Annotated in this window: 18 protein-coding genes and 1 other RNA gene; 11 read left to right on the top strand and 8 right to left on the bottom strand. The window is 62.2% G+C overall.

All coding sequences use genetic code 11. The features are described 5' to 3' along the window. Positions 1 to 6: 6 nt before the first annotated feature. On the bottom strand, positions 7 to 1,311 hold the full coding sequence (locus ACVOLR_RS04725) for a hypothetical protein (RefSeq protein WP_481535402.1): 1,305 nt from the start codon (positions 1,309 to 1,311) through the stop codon (positions 7 to 9). A gap of 160 nt (positions 1,312 to 1,471) precedes the next feature. Here ACVOLR_RS04725 and ssrA point away from each other — a divergent pair. The 8 genes from ssrA (at position 1,472) to ACVOLR_RS04685 (ending at position 10,043) form a co-directional block, all read left to right on the top strand. Beyond that, positions 1,472 to 1,825, top strand: a transfer-messenger RNA (tmRNA) gene (gene ssrA / locus ACVOLR_RS04720). 1,288 nt (positions 1,826 to 3,113) lie between these two features. Beyond that, on the top strand, positions 3,114 to 3,563 hold the full coding sequence (locus ACVOLR_RS04715) for an N-acetyltransferase family protein (RefSeq protein ID WP_481535401.1): 450 nt from the start codon (positions 3,114 to 3,116) through the stop codon (positions 3,561 to 3,563). A gap of 248 nt (positions 3,564 to 3,811) precedes the next feature. After that, on the top strand, positions 3,812 to 4,099 hold the full coding sequence (locus ACVOLR_RS04710) for a hypothetical protein (protein WP_481535400.1): 288 nt from the start codon (positions 3,812 to 3,814) through the stop codon (positions 4,097 to 4,099). A gap of 200 nt (positions 4,100 to 4,299) precedes the next feature. Then, complete coding sequence (locus ACVOLR_RS04705; protein WP_481535399.1) at positions 4,300 to 5,295, top strand: C13 family peptidase; 996 nt, start codon at positions 4,300 to 4,302, stop codon at positions 5,293 to 5,295. Positions 5,296 to 5,382: 87 nt separating this feature from the next. Next, positions 5,383 to 6,759, top strand: coding sequence for an ATP-dependent RNA helicase DbpA (dbpA, locus tag ACVOLR_RS04700; RefSeq protein WP_481535398.1), 1,377 nt, complete (start codon positions 5,383 to 5,385; stop codon positions 6,757 to 6,759). Positions 6,760 to 6,795: 36 nt separating this feature from the next. Further along, complete coding sequence (locus ACVOLR_RS04695) at positions 6,796 to 7,887, top strand: sensor histidine kinase (protein ID WP_481535397.1); 1,092 nt, start codon at positions 6,796 to 6,798, stop codon at positions 7,885 to 7,887. After that, positions 7,884 to 8,591, top strand: a complete 708-nt coding sequence (locus ACVOLR_RS04690) for a LytR/AlgR family response regulator transcription factor (RefSeq protein WP_481535396.1) — start codon at positions 7,884 to 7,886, stop codon at positions 8,589 to 8,591. The genes ACVOLR_RS04695 and ACVOLR_RS04690 overlap by 4 nt, the downstream gene beginning before the upstream one ends. A 54-nt stretch (positions 8,592 to 8,645) precedes the next feature. After that, a complete protein-coding gene (locus tag ACVOLR_RS04685; RefSeq protein ID WP_481535395.1) occupies positions 8,646 to 10,043 on the top strand; it encodes an acyl-CoA thioesterase/bile acid-CoA:amino acid N-acyltransferase family protein in 1,398 nt (465 codons plus the stop codon). Positions 10,044 to 10,050: 7 nt separating this feature from the next. Here the strand turns inward: ACVOLR_RS04685 and ACVOLR_RS04680 are convergent, their stop codons facing one another. The 6 genes from ACVOLR_RS04680 to ACVOLR_RS04655 all read right to left on the bottom strand — a co-directional run bounded on the left by ACVOLR_RS04680 (position 10,051) and on the right by ACVOLR_RS04655 (position 14,433). Then, positions 10,051 to 10,383 (bottom strand): hypothetical protein, encoded by a 333-nt coding sequence (locus ACVOLR_RS04680; RefSeq protein WP_481535394.1) that lies wholly within the window; start codon positions 10,381 to 10,383, stop codon positions 10,051 to 10,053. Beyond that, positions 10,383 to 11,165, bottom strand: coding sequence for a thioesterase family protein (locus tag ACVOLR_RS04675; RefSeq protein WP_481535393.1), 783 nt, complete (start codon positions 11,163 to 11,165; stop codon positions 10,383 to 10,385). Before ACVOLR_RS04675 ends, ACVOLR_RS04680 begins: the two co-directional genes overlap by 1 nt. 34 nt (positions 11,166 to 11,199) lie before the next feature. Then, positions 11,200 to 11,742 carry an adenine phosphoribosyltransferase gene (locus tag ACVOLR_RS04670; RefSeq protein WP_481535392.1) on the bottom strand — a complete coding sequence of 181 codons (543 nt, stop codon included), beginning with the start codon at positions 11,740 to 11,742 and terminating at the stop codon, positions 11,200 to 11,202. A 14-nt stretch (positions 11,743 to 11,756) separates the two neighbouring features. Further along, on the bottom strand, positions 11,757 to 13,319 hold the full coding sequence (locus tag ACVOLR_RS04665) for a protein adenylyltransferase SelO (RefSeq protein WP_481535391.1): 1,563 nt from the start codon (positions 13,317 to 13,319) through the stop codon (positions 11,757 to 11,759). Between the two features lie 51 nt (positions 13,320 to 13,370). Continuing rightward, positions 13,371 to 14,063, bottom strand: a complete 693-nt coding sequence (locus ACVOLR_RS04660) for a glutathione S-transferase family protein (RefSeq protein WP_481535390.1) — start codon at positions 14,061 to 14,063, stop codon at positions 13,371 to 13,373. A 160-nt stretch (positions 14,064 to 14,223) separates the two neighbouring features. Next, positions 14,224 to 14,433 (bottom strand): cold-shock protein, encoded by a 210-nt coding sequence (locus ACVOLR_RS04655; protein ID WP_054659637.1) that lies wholly within the window; start codon positions 14,431 to 14,433, stop codon positions 14,224 to 14,226. A 309-nt stretch (positions 14,434 to 14,742) separates the two neighbouring features. Between ACVOLR_RS04655 and ACVOLR_RS04650 the strand changes: the two genes are divergently transcribed. Beyond that, positions 14,743 to 15,228: a YaiI/YqxD family protein gene (locus tag ACVOLR_RS04650; RefSeq protein ID WP_481535389.1), complete on the top strand. Its 486-nt coding sequence runs from the start codon at positions 14,743 to 14,745 to the stop codon at positions 15,226 to 15,228. Positions 15,229 to 15,231: 3 nt separating this feature from the next. Here the strand turns inward: ACVOLR_RS04650 and ACVOLR_RS04645 are convergent, their stop codons facing one another. Further along, positions 15,232 to 16,101: a pseudouridine synthase gene (locus tag ACVOLR_RS04645; RefSeq protein WP_481535388.1), complete on the bottom strand. Its 870-nt coding sequence runs from the start codon at positions 16,099 to 16,101 to the stop codon at positions 15,232 to 15,234. Positions 16,102 to 16,164: 63 nt separating this feature from the next. On the opposite strand from ACVOLR_RS04645, the gene ACVOLR_RS04640 reads away from it, so the two are divergent. Both ACVOLR_RS04640 and ACVOLR_RS04635 read left to right on the top strand, forming a co-directional pair. Beyond that, positions 16,165 to 16,713, top strand: a complete 549-nt coding sequence (locus ACVOLR_RS04640) for a YaeQ family protein (protein WP_481508481.1) — start codon at positions 16,165 to 16,167, stop codon at positions 16,711 to 16,713. A gap of 6 nt (positions 16,714 to 16,719) precedes the next feature. Next, positions 16,720 to 17,910: a BaiN/RdsA family NAD(P)/FAD-dependent oxidoreductase gene (locus tag ACVOLR_RS04635; protein WP_481535387.1), complete on the top strand. Its 1,191-nt coding sequence runs from the start codon at positions 16,720 to 16,722 to the stop codon at positions 17,908 to 17,910. Positions 17,911 to 18,114: the final 204 nt, after the last annotated feature.

Below are 18,114 nucleotides of genomic sequence, written 5' to 3'. Positions count from 1 at the left end.
GACGTATCACGGCCCGATCAGTTTTGTCTCATGCTCAATTACACGACCACATATTCTTCGGAGCTGGTTAAGTCGATACTGCTGAGACGCTGCAAGTCGGCTCTGACCCTGATGCACGATTTTTGATCGCACGTCGTAGATCTCCTTGATTGAACTCAGCAATTCACGCCGCTCCACAACCGAGGTTGCAAGCATATAGGCGCAACGATTGGCCAGAAGAGCTCCGATACCGACTACATCGCTTTCAGCCTTATCTCCTAAAAGCGTCTCCAACGCTACCGTGGCCTGAACATAGCTGAGAATCCGATCATTCCCTAAGTAGCTGTCTAAGAGCCATTTCGCCCCAAGGACTAAACCCGCGTGTCGCCTATGACCATTTTCCTTGTCCAACATCTTCGCTAGGCGAACTGCGTCAGCGCGCACCTCCGCTCGATCATCAGAGCGATCCGTTCGCCGCAGATTGGCCAACCGCGCCCCACCCGCAAATCGTCGAGCGAAATCGATGCTTTGACGGCCCTTCATCACGAGACGCTCCACCCCAGCATTTCGCTCTGTCACAAGAAAACTATGATCTCTCTCAGTCTCAAACAATTGCCCCAATGGTGAGACATGAAGAAGTCGATGCGCCACCAAGCTACCAACAAATGCTTGAGCCTCCTCTAGGGCATCTGCAACTACGGGAGTCATATTGAACCTCGTGGCGTACCCCGTGAGTTCGATGTCCAGCACTACATCCCTTGACGGTCGTCTTGCCGCCTTTACTACTTCTTGCACCAGAACTGGGCCTTCCGGGTCAAATCGACGTTCGCTCTCTCGAATGTGATCCTTAGTGCCAGCGAGCTGGCGAAGAACAACTCCCTCTGCCAATTCCAGGACATCAGAGTCGTCTTCAAAAAGGATCCCCAGCTGCGTTGGCATTCTCACCGTCAGCGTGTACGAGCGCGGAAGACTGGCTAGCGATTCAATCAAGCGAACAGCTGCAGCCTCAGGATCTTCAAAACCGGGGAGCGAGGTAAGCGGCACCTCCTCTTCTGCACTCGAACGTTCTCCAATTTCGCGTTCGATCTGGTCAAAAAGAATCTGCGAGATGGGTTGCTCACCAGCCATAGCGTTGAGCTGGTTCTGAACTTTCCCTGGCGGGATGCGCTCTAGGGCTTGGCATTCTTCATAGAAATCAAAGTCAAGATCTCCATCGGTATCAACCATTGCCTTCGCCAGCATTGGCCGTAGCAGGTCTACCATTCTGGCCTTAGCTTGCTGAGATATTTCCATGGGTCCCTTGTCCTTGTCCTTGTCCTTGTCCCTGTTCATGCTAAGGAACTACGCGCGCCTGAGGAAGGAGATTCGACAAGGTAGCGCCGCCGCAAGTGACTGTTCAGGCTTTTCGGTGTAGCATCCACCCCGTCAGCGAGACTTTTGGCAGCTTTTCGTCACGTTTCACCCAAAAGTCGTTACAAATCAACGTTAAACCGGGGGTGCACTGGTTTCGACGGGGGTTGTGAAGTCGCTTGGCGCATGCCGAGGGGGTAGCTTTCCTCGTAAATCCAGCTGCAAAACTCTAGTTGCCAACGACGACAACTACGCTCTCGCCGCTTAAGGCGTAAGCCCCGAACCCACTTGTGCCCGTGCTCGTGGATGTAGGGTCATTATCACGGAACCGGCTGTGACGGCTGCCTGTCAGTCATGGCTTAACCAAAACAGGCTGGTCCTGGGGTGCGCTTTGCACACCGTACTGCCACAGGACGAGACCCAACGGTGAGCTAAGCATGTAGTGCCGGGGATGGAGTGCCTTCGGACGGCGGTTCAATTCCGCCCACCTCCACCATTAGTTGGGCCGTCAAGGTCCCGATCAGGCCGGAAACCCAATAGCAACACGGGTTTCCGGCCTTTTTTGTTTCCGTCGCAGTCCGCGCCGTTGCGCTGCAGGCCATGAGACGGTCGGGGCATATTTTGGGGCATCTGCCCCCAGTGACGAATCACATGCCCCCACTGACCGATATGGCCATCCGGAAGGCCAAGCCCACCAGTCGCACGCAGCAGTAGTTCGACGGCGGTGGACATGGAGACTTCCCCTAAGGACAGCCGGTACTGGTCCTGAAGTACCGGATCGACGGCAAGGAAAAGCGGTTGACCTTGGGCGTCTACCAGGATGTAGCACCGCGCGCCCTCGCCCAGGCCTAGGTCGAGTTGGCGGCCCCCACGTTGGCGCCCCACCACATCACCGTATCTCCAAAACCGCAGGTGTGGCAGAGGACCAGCTGTGCCGCGGACTTCCAAATCCGAAGGTAGCCATCCTGCCACTCCATGCCCGTAAAGCCTGAGATGACCCGGAAGGCAGTGGCAAGAAAGGAGAAGCTGCTTAGCGTTCGGTCTTTGTCGCTGTACATGCCGCTGACGTGCCTACTCACGTCCGTCGCAATGGTGACCTGCGCGTCCTGACCCGCTTTAAGCGTCACGCCCCGCCCAGTAAAGAGCCCCGCACTAGGCGGGGCAGACATTATTGTGCGCTGTTAACTAGCGGCAAGATTCAACGGCTTCTTTGTACTTTCCGTAGCCCACCATATTGAATCTAGGTCGATAGGTAACCCTTGATCCCGTGCCATTGGGCGAAATCTCTACCGCGACAGTTGGATTTCCTAGTGTCGAAGCGACGAGAATTGTTGAATCACCATCCCTAACCGTCTGGATGGAAGGAAGAAGTTCGTACAACTTGGGGTTGAAGCAGCCAATGAAATCATCCGGCGTCCTGTTTGAGTCCATGACAAGCGCAGGCTCCTTGTTTCGCAGAAGCAGCCTGTCTAGACGTGAAGCTCCCGTGCAAAGCAGAACAGCCAATAGTGCCGCAATCACATACTTCATTGGTCACCCCCTATGGTGTGGAATGGGGATGTTACCTCAGGCACTCCATGACCAGGCATAGCCAATGCCCCTCTCCATCGACGATGGTCTACAACACCTACAGTCCGGTGGAATCTGGATTGCGCCGCGTCATGAAGTGATCTTGCTTCATGTTGATGATCGTCCGATTGCTATGCAGCAGCTGTGTCACCAACCCAGTCCAACCACATCAGCCCTGCTCGAAGCCCCTGGGATCAATCGCAAGGAAATAGAAAATGGGAATTTCCGTTCGCCCAGCCACTGCTGCTGACATTGAGCCCGTCGCCTCGCTCTTTGATCAATACCGACAGTTCTATGACCAACCTTTCGATCCCGGTCTGGCCCGCGAGTTCATTGGTGCCCGCCTGCGGGAGGGATCTTCCCTGATCCTGGTTGCCGCTGGTTCCGAAGGCCATCTTCTCGGTTTCACCCAACTCTATCCGCTGTTCGATTCCGTTGGAGCTACGAAGAGCTACGTTCTCTACGACCTGTTTGTATCTCCAGACGCTCGCCGCCTGGGTGTAGCCAGAAAACTGATGGTTGCTGCCGTTTCTGTTGCAAAGGAACTTGGCGCTGGACGCATTGAGCTGCAGACCGCAAAGGACAACGTTCCAGCGCAAAGACTCTATGAGGGTCTCGGGTGGGCGCGGGACAACGACTTCTACATCTACGCGATCACACCGTAAGACAGCATCGATCTTGGTCGATCAGACAAGCCGCCCAAGATCAGCCCATCCACGCGACCCTCACGTCGATATCGGCGCACGCCTGGTTGGCGATTCAAGCGCCCCAGAACAACCTTCCAGCCCTCTTCGACATACGGCCTTGTCAGATAAATCCTAGCCTCAGTAAGGTGTATCCCTCATTGATGTAAGGGCGTTCCCGACAGCACCATTACAGACTCTTGGCTGTCCGCCATCGCAGCAGGTGCTGTATGGACTACGAGAAATTGCGGGATCACTTCGATGTTCTGGCGCAGCAAGTCGTGCAGGACGCAACCTCGCTTGGCGAATACGAGCGCAAACAGAAGCTGCTGGAGATGCATCAGCTTGTCGACAGGATCGTCGAAGTGGTGCCGGACGATGATGAGCAGGCCAGCATCCTGTGCAGGCTGGAAGACCTTGTCTACCGCGCCAACAGCGCAATCAATGCTGCCGAGCAGCTTGAAAACCTCAGGAAGAAGTCCGCACTGGCCTATGGCTGGTCATTGCAGGAGGACTGAGCATCAATCCGAACGACAGGGAATTGCCCTGACGGCATTTACCCTGTCGCAGCGCGCGCTGCAGACATCCGCAAGCCGACTACTACGCATCCAGGCTTCAACTCCGGCACCATAGCCATCAAGGCGGCCTGCAGGCAGCCACTGGATGCAGCTCGGTCGGTATGACCTTGCCGCCATAACCACCGTCATGGATAACGGCAATGGCAGCCCAACGCAGCTCGCAGCATTCCCCTCCTCGGCTGATCAAAGCCATCGCAAGCGTATTGCTGGCGGCCTGTGTGGCTTGGCCTGCATTCGCTGGTGCGGCGGAAAAAACAGAGCGACAGGCAACCACGCCCAAGCTTGAAGGCAGCCAGCTCACCATGCTGGACGCTGCATTGGCAGGCCTACCCGCCCAGCGCCCCGGCGTGCCCGATGTCTACGTACTGGGCGTGGCTGGCGATGTCGATGAAGATGTGTTCTCCAATGAGGTGGCCTACTTGCGGGAGCTATCGGCCAAACGCTGGGGTGCCGAAGGCCGCATGATCAGCCTGGTCAATCGTCCGGCGCTAGGCAATGGCGGCGTACAGCAGGTGCTTGCTACCGCCGACAGCATCCGTCACGCGCTGAACGGACTCGGGCAGAAGCTGGACCCGAATGAAGATGTGCTGTTCCTCTACCTGACCAGCCACGGCCTGCATGACAACAGCGTCTACCTGCACACCGGCCGCGACCAGGAAGACTATCTGGCACCGGCACAGCTCGCGCGGATGCTGGATCAAGCCCAGATCGGCAATGCGGTGATCGTGGTCTCGGCCTGTTTCTCGGGCGCCTTCGTACCGGCACTGATGTCTCCGCAGCGCATGGTGATCACCGCCGCGCGCAAGGACCGTCCATCCTTTGGCTGCGGCAATACCGATAGCGCCACCTGGTTTGGCCGCGCCTTCCTGGTTGAGGCCTTGAACGCCACCAATGACTTCGCCCACGCCTACACACTGGCCGCAGGCAGTGTGCGGCGCCGCGAGAAGGAGCAAGGTGAGCTCCCCTCCGAACCGCAGTTCAAGAACGGCAAGACCGTAGCTGCAGCGCTCGACCAATGGCGCGCGGGCTTGCCGGAAACACCTGCCGTGCCCTATCCCTTCGTTTACCAGCGCCCATCCGGGGCCAAGACCGTCACGCCCAAGAGCAAGCCCGTCACCAACAATCGCAAGGGTTGAGCCTGTCCCGCAGGCGCTAGATGAAGCAGGCGGTGTTACCCATTCAGGATGGCAAGCGCCGTCGCCCGGCTTCTGCGAAAATATGGCATGACTGACTTCTCTACCCTGCCGCTGTCGCCGGCACTCGCTCCTGGCATCGACGCGCTGGGCTATACCTCGATGACGCCGGTACAGGCGCTGGCCCTGCCGCCGATCCTGGAAGGCCGCGACGTAATCGCGCAGGCCCCGACCGGCAGCGGCAAGACCGCCGCCTTCGGCCTGGGCCTGCTTAACCGGCTCGACCTGTCGATCAGCCGCACCCAGGCGCTGGTGCTGTGCCCTACCCGCGAACTGGCCGACCAGGTCGGCAAACAGCTGCGCAAGCTGGCTACCGGCATCCCCAACCTGAAACTGCTAATCCTCACCGGCGGCATGCCGCTGGGCCCGCAGCTGGTCTCATTGGAAGCGCATGACCCGCAGGTCGTGGTCGGCACTCCCGGCCGCGTGCAGGAACTGGCGCGCAAGCGCGCGCTAAACCTGGGCCAGGTCCGCACCTTCGTGCTGGACGAAGCCGACCGCATGCTCGACATGGGTTTCGAAGAGCCGATCCGCGAGATCGCCGGCCGCACCCACAAGGAACGCCAGAGCCTGCTGTTCTCGGCCACCTTCCCGGAGGCGATCCGCGAACTGGCGCGCGCCCTGCTCAACGAGCCGGTCGAAGTGACCATCGATGGCCAGGCCGAAGCACCGGCCATCCAGCAGCTGTTCTTCGAAACCGAGCCGGCCAACCGTCAGAAGGCACTCGGTGGCTTGCTGCTGAAGTACACGCCGGAATCGGCCGTGGTCTTCTGTAACACCCGCAAGGACGTCGACGAAGTCGCCAACTCGCTGCGTCAGTTCGGCTTCTCGGCGCTGGCCCTGCACGGTGACATGGAACAGCGCGACCGCGATGAAGTGTTGATGCAGTTCTCCAACCGCAGCTGCAACGTGCTGGTCGCCAGTGACGTGGCTGCGCGCGGTCTGGACGTGGAAGACCTGGCTGCGGTGGTCAACTACGAGCTGCCGACCGACATCGACACCTATCAGCACCGCGTTGGCCGTACTGGCCGTGCCGGGCGCAATGGTCTGTCGCTGAGCCTGGTTGCAGGCCGCGAGCGCAGCCGTGCCGATGCACTGGAAGCGCAGCAGGGCAAGCCGCTGAACTGGCAGAAGACCCCGCTGGCAACCGCGCGTCCGGCAGAGCTGCCGCAGGCGGCGATGACCACCCTGCGCATCGATGGCGGAAAGACCGACAAGCTGCGTGCTGGCGACATCCTCGGTGCACTGACTGGCGATGCCGGGCTGTCGGCCAAGGCGATCGGCAAGATCGACATCTTTCCCACCCGCTCCTACGTAGCCATCGCCCGTGAGCAGGTTGGCAAGGCATTGGCACGCCTGGAAGCCGGCAAGATCAAGGGCAAGCGTTTCCGCGTTCGCAAGATGTAAGCGGGCGCCGGCCCAGCCCGGCGCTTGAACACGCACATGTCATCCCTGCCCGACTCCAGCTCGTCCAGCATTGCGGGTGATACGCATGCCACGGAATTTCCGTGGCGTGCGGTGTGTTCGGGTTGGCTGCTGCTGACCTTGGTCACCTTGCCAGCGGTGCAACTGACCGGACCCGCAGCCGGTAGTCTGGCTCCTGTCGAGCTGATGCGTTCCCTGCTGTTCCTGCTTGGCATCCACAGCCTGTGGCTGCTGGCGACACCGTGGCTATGGCAGCTGTGCGCGCGCTGGCCGCTAGGCATGGGCAGCGACGTCAAAGCGGCGGGCAAGCTGCTGGCCGCCGGCATCTGCATCATTCCTGCGCTGTCGCTGATTGGCTGGCTGTTTGGGTACTGCCTCTCGCAACTGGCGCTGCCACGCACGCTGCCCGACAACTGGCTGCATGCGGTTATCGCCACCAGCCTGTTCGCGCTCCCAACCTATGTTGCTGTCATCGGCATCGGCCAAGCGTTGACCTATATCCGACGCTATCGCCGCCGTGGCGAGCTGCTGGCGCAGGCGCGCGAGCAAGCGTTGCGAGCACGCCTGAATCACCATTTCCTGTTCAACGCACTCAACGCCATCGGCGCACTTGGCTATCGCGATGCCGAGCGCGCTGACGCTGCCTTGGCGCAGCTGGGTGAGTTGTTACGCAACCTGCTGCAGAGCGAACCCTTCGTCGCCCTGCGCGAGGAAGTGGCGCAGGCGATGACCTTCATCGAACTGCAGCGACTCCTGCAGCAACAGCCGGTGCAGGTGCAACTGCAGGCCAGCGCCGATGCATGGGATGCGCGCGTGCCCAGCCTGCTGTTGCAGCCATTGATCGAGAACGCCGTGCGCTTCGCCAGCACCTCGGACACGGACGACGCCACGATCAGCCTGCAGTTCGAATCGCGCGATGATCTGCTTCAGCTGCAGATCCGCAACCCGCTTGGCGACGCGGCCGCCGGCATGGGGATTGGCCTACAAGCCAGCCGCGAACGCCTGCAGGCAATCTACGGCGAGCATGCCACGCTGCACGCGCAACGCGACGGTGCGCACTTCCAGGTCAGCATCCGGCTACCGCTTGCCAGCAGCGAGCCCACCGCATGATCCGCACCCTGCTGATCGACGACGTCGCACTGGCCCGCGAAAAGCTGCGCCACCTGCTGGGCGCGCATGCGGATATCCAGATAGTCGGTGAAGCACCCAGCATCGCCCAAGCTCGTTTGCTACTGGCTAAGGAACCGGTCGAGCTGTTGCTGCTGGACATCCAGCTGCCCGATGAAGATGGCCTGCAACTGGCGCGCAGCCTACCGACGCCTGCGCCAGCCGTCATCTTCACCACCGCCCACGCCGAGCACGCGCTGGCTTCCTACGAGCTTGGCGCAATCGACTATCTTCCCAAGCCACTGGATGGCAACCGGCTCGCAGTGGCGTTGGATCGCCTGCGGCGACACCTCGCGCGCGACGTCATCAACCCTTTGGCACCGTTGTGCATCCGCAATGGCAGCCGCAGTGACTACGTATCACCGACCGACATCGACTACATCGATAGCGCCGGCCACTATGCCTGCCTGCATGTCGGCAAGCAGGTGCACCTGTTGCGTGAGAGCATCGGCCGCCTCGCCGAGCAGCTGGCGCCGGCCGGCTTCGTGCAGGTGCAGCGCGCGGTTATCGTCAATTGCGCAAGGGTTCGCAGCCTGCTCCCACGCCGCAATGGTGATGCGACGCTGGAATTGCTCGATGGCACCCAGCTGCCGCTGAGCCGGATTCATCGCGAGGCATTTGAAGCAAAGATGCATCAGCGCAACTGATCGCGCACGGTTCATGCCAAGCCCGGCACGGCCTGCGCCATTGGCGGCATCAACATGTTCCGGCGCAGTCGCGGCAGCGGCAACATCGCAGGCCGCTCCTCGCTCACCACACCCATGCTCAAGCATCTCCTGCTTCCGCTGCTGCTCGGCTGCAGCTCCCTCGCCCTTGCCGCCGAACTACGCGTACATCCCGTGGACGGTCCAGCCGATCAACCAGTGCAGATCAGTGTTGCCGGCCTGCTGCCAAGCCAAGCGGTGAAACTGCAGCTCTCCATGCAGGACAGCAGCGGCAACCGCTGGCTTGCACACGCCAACTACCGTGCCGATCACAACGGCATCGCCGATACCGCCACTGCTGGCGCCGAGGCCGGCAGCTACGCGGGTGTCGATGCGATGGGATTGTTCTGGTCGATGCGGCCGGAATCGGGCAAGGGCCGACCCACGCCACTGCCCATGCGCAATGAAGCCGACGGCCTGCGCCATGCGCCAGCAACGATGCAATTGGAGGCCTTCGTCGATGGCAAACGGATCGGTGAACAGACATTGCTACGGCGGATCAACGCGGCGGACGTCATTGCCACGCCATTGCAACTGCACGGCGTGGTGGGAAATCTCTATCACCCTGCAGGAGCCCTGGACGATGGCCGCCGACATCCTGTCGTGATCACCCTGGGCGGCGCCGAAGGCGGCATCGATACCGCGAATCTGTATGCCGCCTGGTTAGCGTCCAACGGTTTCGTCGCCGTGGCTGTTGCCTATTACCGGATGCCCGGACTGCCCAAGGATCTGATCCGCGTACCGATCGATCCGGTCAGCAGCACGGTCGATTGGCTGCGCACCCAGCCCTTTGCCGGCAAGGTCGGCGCGATGGGCGGGTCTTGGGGCGGCATCGTAGCAATGGCAGCTGCGGCGCATGATCCACGCCTGCAGGCGGCGGTGTCGTGGGTGGGCAGTCCCGCGCCGTTCCGTGGCATCCGCCGTGATGTGCCGCCTGCGGATTTCCGCGCGGTTGATGAGCCCGCTTTGAGTGTTGGCGGCCGCGACCTGCCCTTCCTGCCCTATGTGGAACAACTGAACTGGAATCAGCCCGGTCCGCATGCAGCGGCACTGGAGCAGGCGATGCTGCCGATCGAACGCATCAACGGTCCACTGTTACTGGTCGCAGGCGGTGACGATCAGCTCGGTGTCTCCGGCGAGATGGCGGCGCTGGCGATGCAGCGCCTGCAGAAGCGCAGCGAACCGCAGCCCGACGTACTGCTCTATTACTCGGACGCCGGCCACCTGATCACACCCTTCCTGCAACCCACCACCTCCCGCAGCGACACCGGCCCTTACATCCCGGTCGGCGGCACCGCCGAAGGCTATGCACGCGCCGACCGAGAAAGCGGCCCCGCAGTGCTGGCATTCCTGCGGCAGGCGCTGAGCGAAGGGGAAATCCGGCTGACCCGCTGAGCCTGCTTCAGGCAGCGCGAGCGCGCAGCGTCGCCCGGAATGCCGCAGCAACAACCGCTACGCTGGCCGCAACAAACAGCGCCAGTGCGGCGGTCTCGCCCATGCCGCGATGGATCAGCAGCAGGTACACGCCAATGCAGATCGCCATAGCAAACAACGGCCAGGCAACACGTCGAAATACGCGCCAGTGCAACACCACACTCAACAGCCAGCCACAGGCAAACGCCACCGGGTCCAAGGCCGGCGAGAATTCATACACATTACAGATGACGAACCAGGCGCTCCAGCCGAGCATCGCCAGCAGCAACGCCAATCCACCCAGCCACCGCGCGGCGCGCATCAGGCAAACACCGCCACGCTCTGGCGGCCGCGCATCACCACCCGACCCTGCTCATCCCAGACCTGCATGTCCTGCGACGAATAGCCATCACGCGCGTGTTGGCTGAAGGAACGCAGCAGGAACCATTCGCCCTGCGGTACAGACTCAAGCAGCTCTACGTTCCAGGTGATGGAGCTGATCGGCGCAGGCGCACTGAAGCTGGTGAATGCTGCCGGCGGCATCGCATCGCCCATCGCGATCAAGGCCACTGCCGGATCAACCTGGCCGGCATCGCGATGGCGGATCCAGGTCAGCAGCTCCGGCACTTCCGCAGCGGACACCGGCATCGCACCACCGGCAGGACGCATCTGGAAGTTCTGGGTAAAGGCCGGTGCGAAAGGCATCGCCGCCATATCGAAATCACGGTACGCGGCGGGCCCCTTGGCCGGCATCTCGCCCGCGAAATCATGCGCGATCGCGCTTTCGCGGGCGCGGCCGAACACCAGCGACAAGCGCGCCGCCAAGGCGTCGTCGGAGTACACATCCACACCGACGTTCACCACCGACTTGCCCTCACGCAGCACCGCCGGCACGAAGCGCAGCAGGCCAGCCGCAGGGCCGATGAAGGTCACCTGCATCGAGCGCAGTGGCGGCAGTTGTTCTGCATGGCTCTGCATCGCCGCAGCCACACCCAGCGCACTGAGCACGCCGCCGTAAGCAGTACGCCCCTGGCGCCAACTGTCAGGGAGCAGCAGCCCTTGTTCACCATCGAAGGAAGACAGCAGCTCACTCAACGTCGGCATTCGGAACTCCGCAGATTGGGGGTGGATCAGGTACTCAGTAAACCAGTGTAGCGGTCAGCGGCAAACCATCCGGCCAGCGCTCACGGCCACCCAAGCCATCCAGCTCGACCAGTACCGCGCCGCCGACAACCTGCGCCTCAAGCTGCGCAGCCAGCTGCAGGGCAGCAAGCAAGGTGCCGCCCGTAGCCAGTACGTCATCGACCAGCAGCACCCGCGCGCCCGGCGGGGTTGCGCCGACGCTGACTTCGATGCGATCGGTGCCGTACTCCAGCGCATATTCCTGCTTCAGCGTCGCGCCCGGCAACTTGCCCGGCTTGCGCACCGGCACGAAACCCACACCCAGCTCCAAGGCCAGCGCGGTACCAAGAATGAAGCCGCGTGCCTCCACGCCCAGCACCGCATGCAAGCCGGCGTCACGCCACGGCTCGGCCATGGCCTGGACAGCGGCACGGAAGCAGGTGCCATCACCCAGCAGCGGGATGATGTCCTTGAACAGGATGCCGGGCTTGGGGAAGTCGGCGATGTCGCGGATCGGGCGCGACCATTCGGGGTAGGCAGAGGAAGTCATATCAGTCATTCGTGGAGAGGTGCTCAGGAGCTGCACGACAGCATCGAGCAGCCGGCGCGGTTGCGCGCCCATTCCGGACGCTTGTCGGCAAATGCCTCGCGCCCGGGTTGTTCGTCGTAAGGATGCCGCATCACGTCCAGCAAGTCCGTGATTCCGGCCAGATCGCCTTGTTCGGCACGGTCGATGGCCTGCTGGGCCAGCCAGTTGCGCAGCACGTACTTGGGATTTGCGGCCTGCATGACATCACAGCGCTGCTGCGGCGGCTGCCCTGCGGCACGCACGCGTGCCGCGTAGCGCTGCAGCCACTCGGTCAGCGTCGGCAACACCTGTTCGCGGGCGGTCGGCGAGTAGAACGCCTCCTCCAGCGGCGTGATCTCCGGCGCGTCGATATCAATGGTCGCCAAAGCGCGGAACGCCAGCGTCATGTCCATTTCGCCTTCCTGCAGCAGCTGCTGGAACTGCGTCATGAGATCGGCGTCGCCGTCGCGGAATTCGCCCAGGCCTAGCTTGGCGACCAAGTTGCCACGTTCTTCGGCTTCATAGCGTTCACGGAAGCCATCCAATCCCGCCTGCAACGGCGCCACCTCGGCAAACAACGGCGACAGCGCCTGCGCCAGCCGCACCAGATTCCAATACGCCACCTGCATCTGCGTGCCAAAGCGGTAGCGGCGACCCTGCGCGTCGGTGGTGTTCGGCGTCCAGTCCGGATCGTAGTTCTCGACCCAGCCATAAGGGCCGTAGTCCAGGGTCAAACCGAGAATGGACATGTTGTCGGTATTCATCACGCCGTGTACGAAACCGACCCGCATCCACTGCGCCACCATCACCGCGGTACGCGTGCAGACCTGCGCAAACCAGTCGGCATACAGCGCCTCGCCATTGCCCTGCAGCTCGGGGTAATCACGGGCGATGCAGAAATCGACCAACTGCCGCAGCAGCGCGACATCGCCGCGCGCCGACGGCAGCTCAAATGTGCCGAAGCGGATGAACGAAGGCGCAACCCGGCACACCACGGCGCCAGGCTCGGCCTGCGGATGGCCGTCGTAGAACATGTCGCGCATCACCGCATCGCCGGTGCCGACCAGGCTCAATGCACGGGTGGTAGGCACGCCGAGATGATGCATGGCCTCGGAGCACAGGAACTCGCGCAGTGAAGAACGCAGCACCGCACGCCCATCGGCTCCGCGCGAGTACGGGGTCGGACCAGCACCTTTGAGCTGCAGCTCCCAGCGCTTGCCGTCAGCCAGCAACTCGCCCAAGGAGATGGCGCGGCCATCGCCGAGCTGCCCGGCCCAGTTGCCAAACTGATGGCCACCGTAGTTGGCCGCCCACGGCTGCATGCCCGCAAACAAGGCGTTGCCACCGAATACCTCGGCAAATTCCGGGCTGGCAACGGTTGCTGCGTCAAAGCCAAGCAGGTCTGCGACCTCGGCCGAATGCGCCAACAAGCGTGGCGCGGCAACCGGCGTCGGCATTACTGCTGACCATGCGGCGCCCACTACCTCGCGGCGGCGCGCGCCGGTTTCGGGGTCGCCGGGCAGCTCGCGCTGGAAGCGGTTATCAAATTGCGGGGGCGTGTCGTTCATCGTCTCAACGTGGGGGCTGGCGGCCGCTGCTGCAAGCTCGGCCCGCCGTACTCAGCGAGTGCCGCCAATAAGATCCAAGGCACCGCCACGCTGCTCGGCCTGCTGATAGGCAGGTCGCTCGGCGATACGTGCCAGGAAAGCCTGCAGTTTCGGGTAGTCGGTCATGGGGCCGGCGCGGACTGCCGCCGCCTGGATAGGGAAACTCATCTGGATATCGGCCGCACTGAAGCGCTCACCGGCGAACCAGGTGGATTTGGTCAGGGTCTGCTCCATCCAGTTCAGGTGCAGACGCAGCTGCGGGCTGATGAAACTCTTCATCACCTTGTCGACGATGCTGTGGGCAATCGGCTTGGCGAAAAATGGCAATGGCGCCTTGCGTACTTTCGCGAACACCAGGCTCATCACCAGCGGTGGCATCGCCGAGCCTTCGGCGTAGTGCATCCAATAGTGATATTGCAGGCGCTCTGGCGCCTCCACTGGCAGAGGCTGCGGCGACAGGCTGCGCTGCAGGTCGTAACGGTCGGCCAGGTATTCGAGGATGGCCCCGGATTCAGCCAGGATCAGCGTGTCGTCCTGCAGTACCGGCGACTTGCCCAGCGGATGCACCTTGCGCAGTTCCGCCGGTGCCAGCCAGGTCTTGGGGTCACGCTTGTAGCTGACCAGCTCGTAGTCCAGGCCAAGCTCTTCCAGCATCCACAGCACGCGCTGCGAACGCGATTGTTCCAGGTGGTGCACCGTGATCATCACCGGCTCCGTGCAATCGAAATCGAAAGCGCATCCTAACCAAGGCCAGCAGAACCCAGCATCACTCCGCTACGACGTCGCGCTGAAGAAAACACAAACAAAAACGCCGGAAGCTTTCGCTTCCGGCGTTCCAAGCAACCTTACGGTAGCAAGGGGTCGATTAGACCGCCTGCACCTGGTCAGCCTGCATACCCTTCTGGCCCTGCACGGCGACGAAAGTCACCTTCTGGCCTTCCTGCAGCGACTTGAAGCCGTTGCCCTGGATGGCGCGGAAATGCACGAACAGGTCCGGGCCGCTTTCCGGGGTGATGAAGCCGAAGCCCTTAGCGTCGTTGAACCACTTGACAGTGCCGGTCTGACGATCAGACATGTACTAACTCCTGAAACATAAGTTGAAATAATCGCGGCCACCGGGTATCGGGGCCGAGACTGAGTTGCAGGCGTTGGTAAAGCGGATCGATGAGCCGATCAAGAAGATCAACTGCATCAGGCCACGATTCACGGTGACCCTTGCAAGCACAGTGGGATGGACGATACGCGGCTTTGTTCCAAAAAGCGATATTTACCGCATTCAGAAATTCAATGCGGTTCAGTTCGGCTATTAAGTTGCTGAAATTAGTCAAATTTTTGGCGATAGCCCGGTAACAGCAAAGTCGGCAAATCCAATAGACTGCGCAGCATGAGCCCTGAAGACGCCGTTTCCGCCACCCGTTCGGCCACCCAGATCTGGGTCGATGCCGATGCCTGCCCCGTGGTGATCAAGGAAATCCTGTTCCGTGCCGCCGAACGGGCCAAGGTTGAAACCGTGCTGGTCGCCAACCAATGGCTGCGCACCCCACCCTCACACTTCATCCGTGCCATGCAGGTACCGGGCGGGCCCGATGTTGCCGACGACGCGATCGCTGAGCGGGTCAACGCGGGTGATCTGGTCGTCACCCAGGACATTCCACTGGCAGCACGCGTGCTGGAGAAAAAGGCCGTCGCACTGAACCCGCGCGGCGAGCTCTATACCGCGAACACCATTGCCGAGCGGCTGTCGGTGCGCAACTTCATGGAAGAACTGCGCGGAGCCGGCATTCAGACCGGCGGCCCGGCCACCCTGCACGCACGCGACCGCCAGGCTTTTGCGGCACAGCTGGACCGCTGGCTGGCGCAGCGGCGCTGAAACTCACAGAAGCTCACGTGCACTACGGAATTCCCGCTGCATGCCATTGAGCGGATCCACGAAGGCCAAGCGCCGCGCCAACAGCCGCAATGGCTGCTGATAGTCATCCGGAGCACGCTCCAGCACCTGCGGGTAGAAATCGTCGCCGATGATCGGCGCTCCCAGCGCCGCCATATGCACGCGCAGCTGGTGCTTGCGCCCACTCACAGGCTCCAGCGCATAGCACCAGACATCACCACGCCGCTCGATGACATCCACCCGGCTCAGCGCATTGGCCTCGCCCGCCAGCTCAGCCATGCGGAAGAACGGCTCGCCACGGCCAATGCGACTACTGCGCAGCAGCGGGAATTCCAGCGCTGGCAAGGCCGGGGCCAAGGCCTCGTAGCCCTTGTCGATGCGTCGCTCGGCGAATAGCCGTTGATACGAAGCACGCGTATCCGGGTTACAGGAGAACAAGACCAAGCCGGCGGTGCCGCGATCAATCCGGTGCAGCGGCACCAGCTCGCGATTGCCAGTGCTGGCGATCAGACGCGCAAGCAGAGTCTGCCGCACGAACCTGCCAGCCGGGGTGACCGGCAGGAAATGCGGCTTGTCGGCCACCAGCAGATGCTCGTCCTGATGCAGGATCTGCTCGGCGAACGGCACTTCCGGCTCGTCGGCGACCTCGCGGAAGTACTGGATCTCCTGCCCTGCCCGCCACGGCTGCGTCGGCAATAGCGGCTCGCCGTCGCTGCCCAACACCCGCCCGCGCGCAAACCGGTCCAGCCATTGCGCCTGGCTTATCGCCGGAAAGCGTGCGCACAAACCTTCCAACAGGCTGGCCCACGGGCCTGGCGCGAGTTGCAGACGGCTGGGCAGATCATGATCAGGCACGTTGAGACGGGTCCGTTGCGGGGCCAGGCATTATGATGGGCGGTCTTTGTACCCGGTATTCCCATGGCCCTCACCGCCACCATCCGCAAGGCCGAGCTGCAGATCAGCGACATGGACCGCGGCTACTACGCGACCCACAACCTGACCCTGGCCCAGCATCCCTCCGAAACCGACGAGCGCCTGATGGTGCGCCTGCTCGCCTTCGCCCTCAATGCCGAGGACCGGCTGGAGTTCGGCAAAGGCCTGAGCAGCGAGGACGAGCCGGACCTGTGGCAGCTGGACTACACCGGCGATATCGAACAGTGGATCGACCTGGGCCACCCGGACGAGTCTCGCGTGCGCAAGGCCTGCAACCGCAGCCGCCGCGTGCAGATCGTCAACTACGGCGGCAATGCCTCTGACATCTGGTGGCAGAAGCAGAGCAAGCACCTGACCCGCTTCAACAACCTGTCGGTGGTCGATCTGCCGTCCGCGTTTGTCGAACGCTGGGGTGAACTGGTGCAGCGGGCAATGCGCTTCAGCGTGCTGATCCAGGATGGCGAGGTGCAGATCCTCAATGATCAGATCCAGCTGGACGTGATCCCGGTCTGGCGCAAGCGCCCGGCGGAGTAAGCAGTAGTGGCAGACAAGCTAATCCGCTGCGACGTACTGGTGATCGGCGCCGGCGCGGCCGGGCTGATGTGTGCGCTGACCGCCGGCCAGCGCGGCCGTATCGTGCAGGTGATCGATCATGCCAACAAGGTTGGCAAGAAGATCCTGATGTCCGGCGGTGGCCGCTGCAACTTCACCAATACCGGCACCACCGCAGCGAACTTCATTTCTAACAACCCGCATTTCTGCAAATCGGCACTGGCGCGCTATACGCCGGCCGATTTCATCGAGATGGTCGAGCGCCACGGCATCGCCTATCACGAGAAAGAGCTGGGCCAGCTGTTCTGCGATATCTCGTCCAAGCAGATCGTAAAGATGCTGCTGGACGAGTGTTCCGATGCAGGCGTGCAGATCCGCACCGACTGCGGCGTGCAGCAAATTGAGCGTGGTGCCGATGGCTTCCATGTGCGTACCGCGCAGGGCCAGTTCCACAGCGCCTCGATGGTGATCGCAACAGGCGGCCTGTCGATCCCCAGCATGGGCGCCAGCGGCTTCGGCTACGAGGTGGCGCGCAACTTCGGCCATGAGCTGCTGCCGACCCGCGCCGGCCTGGTCCCGCTGACCCTCAGCGGCACCCACCAGGAGCGCTTTGCCGAGCTCAGCGGCGTTGCCCTGCCGGTGGAGGCCCGCTGCAACGGCCAAAGCTTCCGCAACTCCATGCTGATCACCCACCGCGGCGTCAGCGGCCCGGCGATCCTGCAGATCTCCTCGTACTGGCAGCCCGGCAATGACCTGCGACTGGACCTGCTGCCCGATCACGATGCAGCTGAATGGCTGCGACAGATGAAGCGCGAGCGCGGCGCCTCCGAGCTACGCACTGTGTTGTCGGAGGTGATGCCGCGGCGGCTGGCCCTGCGCCTGTGCGAGCAATGGCTGAAGGACAAGCCGATGCGGCAGATGGACGAGCCCGAACTGAAGGCCGCCGCCAGCCTGTTGTCCGACTTCCCGCTGGTGGCCAGCGGCACCGAGGGCTACCGCACCGCCGAGGTCACCTTGGGCGGCGTGGATACGCGCAAGGTGTCTTCATCGACGATGGAGTCGCAGCTGGTGCCCGGCCTGCACTTTGTCGGCGAGGTACTGGACGTGACCGGCTGGCTGGGCGGCTACAACTTCCAATGGGCCTGGGCCTCCGGCCGCGCCGCCGGCATGGCCGTGTAAGCGGATTCAGCAAGCGGATCCATCGAAGCATGATGCCCGCCACACGGTTGAGTGCCGCATCTGCTGATATGCGCTGCGGCCGATGGCGACGACGTCTTGAAGCCTGCCTTGAGACTACACTCACGTATGTACGTCACAGGCAAGCGATCTGCGCATAGACGCCAGCGCCGTGCATCGTGTATTAAACCCCGTCCCCCGGGAGTC

The sequence above is a fragment of the Stenotrophomonas sp. STEN030 genome, from assembly GCF_056759995.1.
This window is presented reverse-complemented; position numbering and strand designations above follow the sequence as displayed.

Coding starts and splice junctions, on each gene's coding strand:
- ACVOLR_RS04725 (WP_481535402.1), bottom strand. CDS start 1,311: ATGAACAGGGACAAGGACAAGGACAAGGACAAGGGACCCATGGAAATA.
- ACVOLR_RS04715 (WP_481535401.1), top strand. CDS start 3,114: ATGGGAATTTCCGTTCGCCCAGCCACTGCTGCTGACATTGAGCCCGTC.
- ACVOLR_RS04710 (WP_481535400.1), top strand. CDS start 3,812: ATGGACTACGAGAAATTGCGGGATCACTTCGATGTTCTGGCGCAGCAA.
- ACVOLR_RS04705 (WP_481535399.1), top strand. CDS start 4,300: ATGGCAGCCCAACGCAGCTCGCAGCATTCCCCTCCTCGGCTGATCAAA.
- dbpA (WP_481535398.1), top strand. CDS start 5,383: ATGACTGACTTCTCTACCCTGCCGCTGTCGCCGGCACTCGCTCCTGGC.
- ACVOLR_RS04695 (WP_481535397.1), top strand. CDS start 6,796: ATGTCATCCCTGCCCGACTCCAGCTCGTCCAGCATTGCGGGTGATACG.
- ACVOLR_RS04690 (WP_481535396.1), top strand. CDS start 7,884: ATGATCCGCACCCTGCTGATCGACGACGTCGCACTGGCCCGCGAAAAG.
- ACVOLR_RS04685 (WP_481535395.1), top strand. CDS start 8,646: ATGTTCCGGCGCAGTCGCGGCAGCGGCAACATCGCAGGCCGCTCCTCG.
- ACVOLR_RS04680 (WP_481535394.1), bottom strand. CDS start 10,383: ATGCGCGCCGCGCGGTGGCTGGGTGGATTGGCGTTGCTGCTGGCGATG.
- ACVOLR_RS04675 (WP_481535393.1), bottom strand. CDS start 11,165: ATGCCGACGTTGAGTGAGCTGCTGTCTTCCTTCGATGGTGAACAAGGG.
- ACVOLR_RS04670 (WP_481535392.1), bottom strand. CDS start 11,742: ATGACTGATATGACTTCCTCTGCCTACCCCGAATGGTCGCGCCCGATC.
- ACVOLR_RS04665 (WP_481535391.1), bottom strand. CDS start 13,319: ATGAACGACACGCCCCCGCAATTTGATAACCGCTTCCAGCGCGAGCTG.
- ACVOLR_RS04660 (WP_481535390.1), bottom strand. CDS start 14,063: ATGATCACGGTGCACCACCTGGAACAATCGCGTTCGCAGCGCGTGCTG.
- ACVOLR_RS04655 (WP_054659637.1), bottom strand. CDS start 14,433: ATGTCTGATCGTCAGACCGGCACTGTCAAGTGGTTCAACGACGCTAAG.
- ACVOLR_RS04650 (WP_481535389.1), top strand. CDS start 14,743: ATGAGCCCTGAAGACGCCGTTTCCGCCACCCGTTCGGCCACCCAGATC.
- ACVOLR_RS04640 (WP_481508481.1), top strand. CDS start 16,165: ATGGCCCTCACCGCCACCATCCGCAAGGCCGAGCTGCAGATCAGCGAC.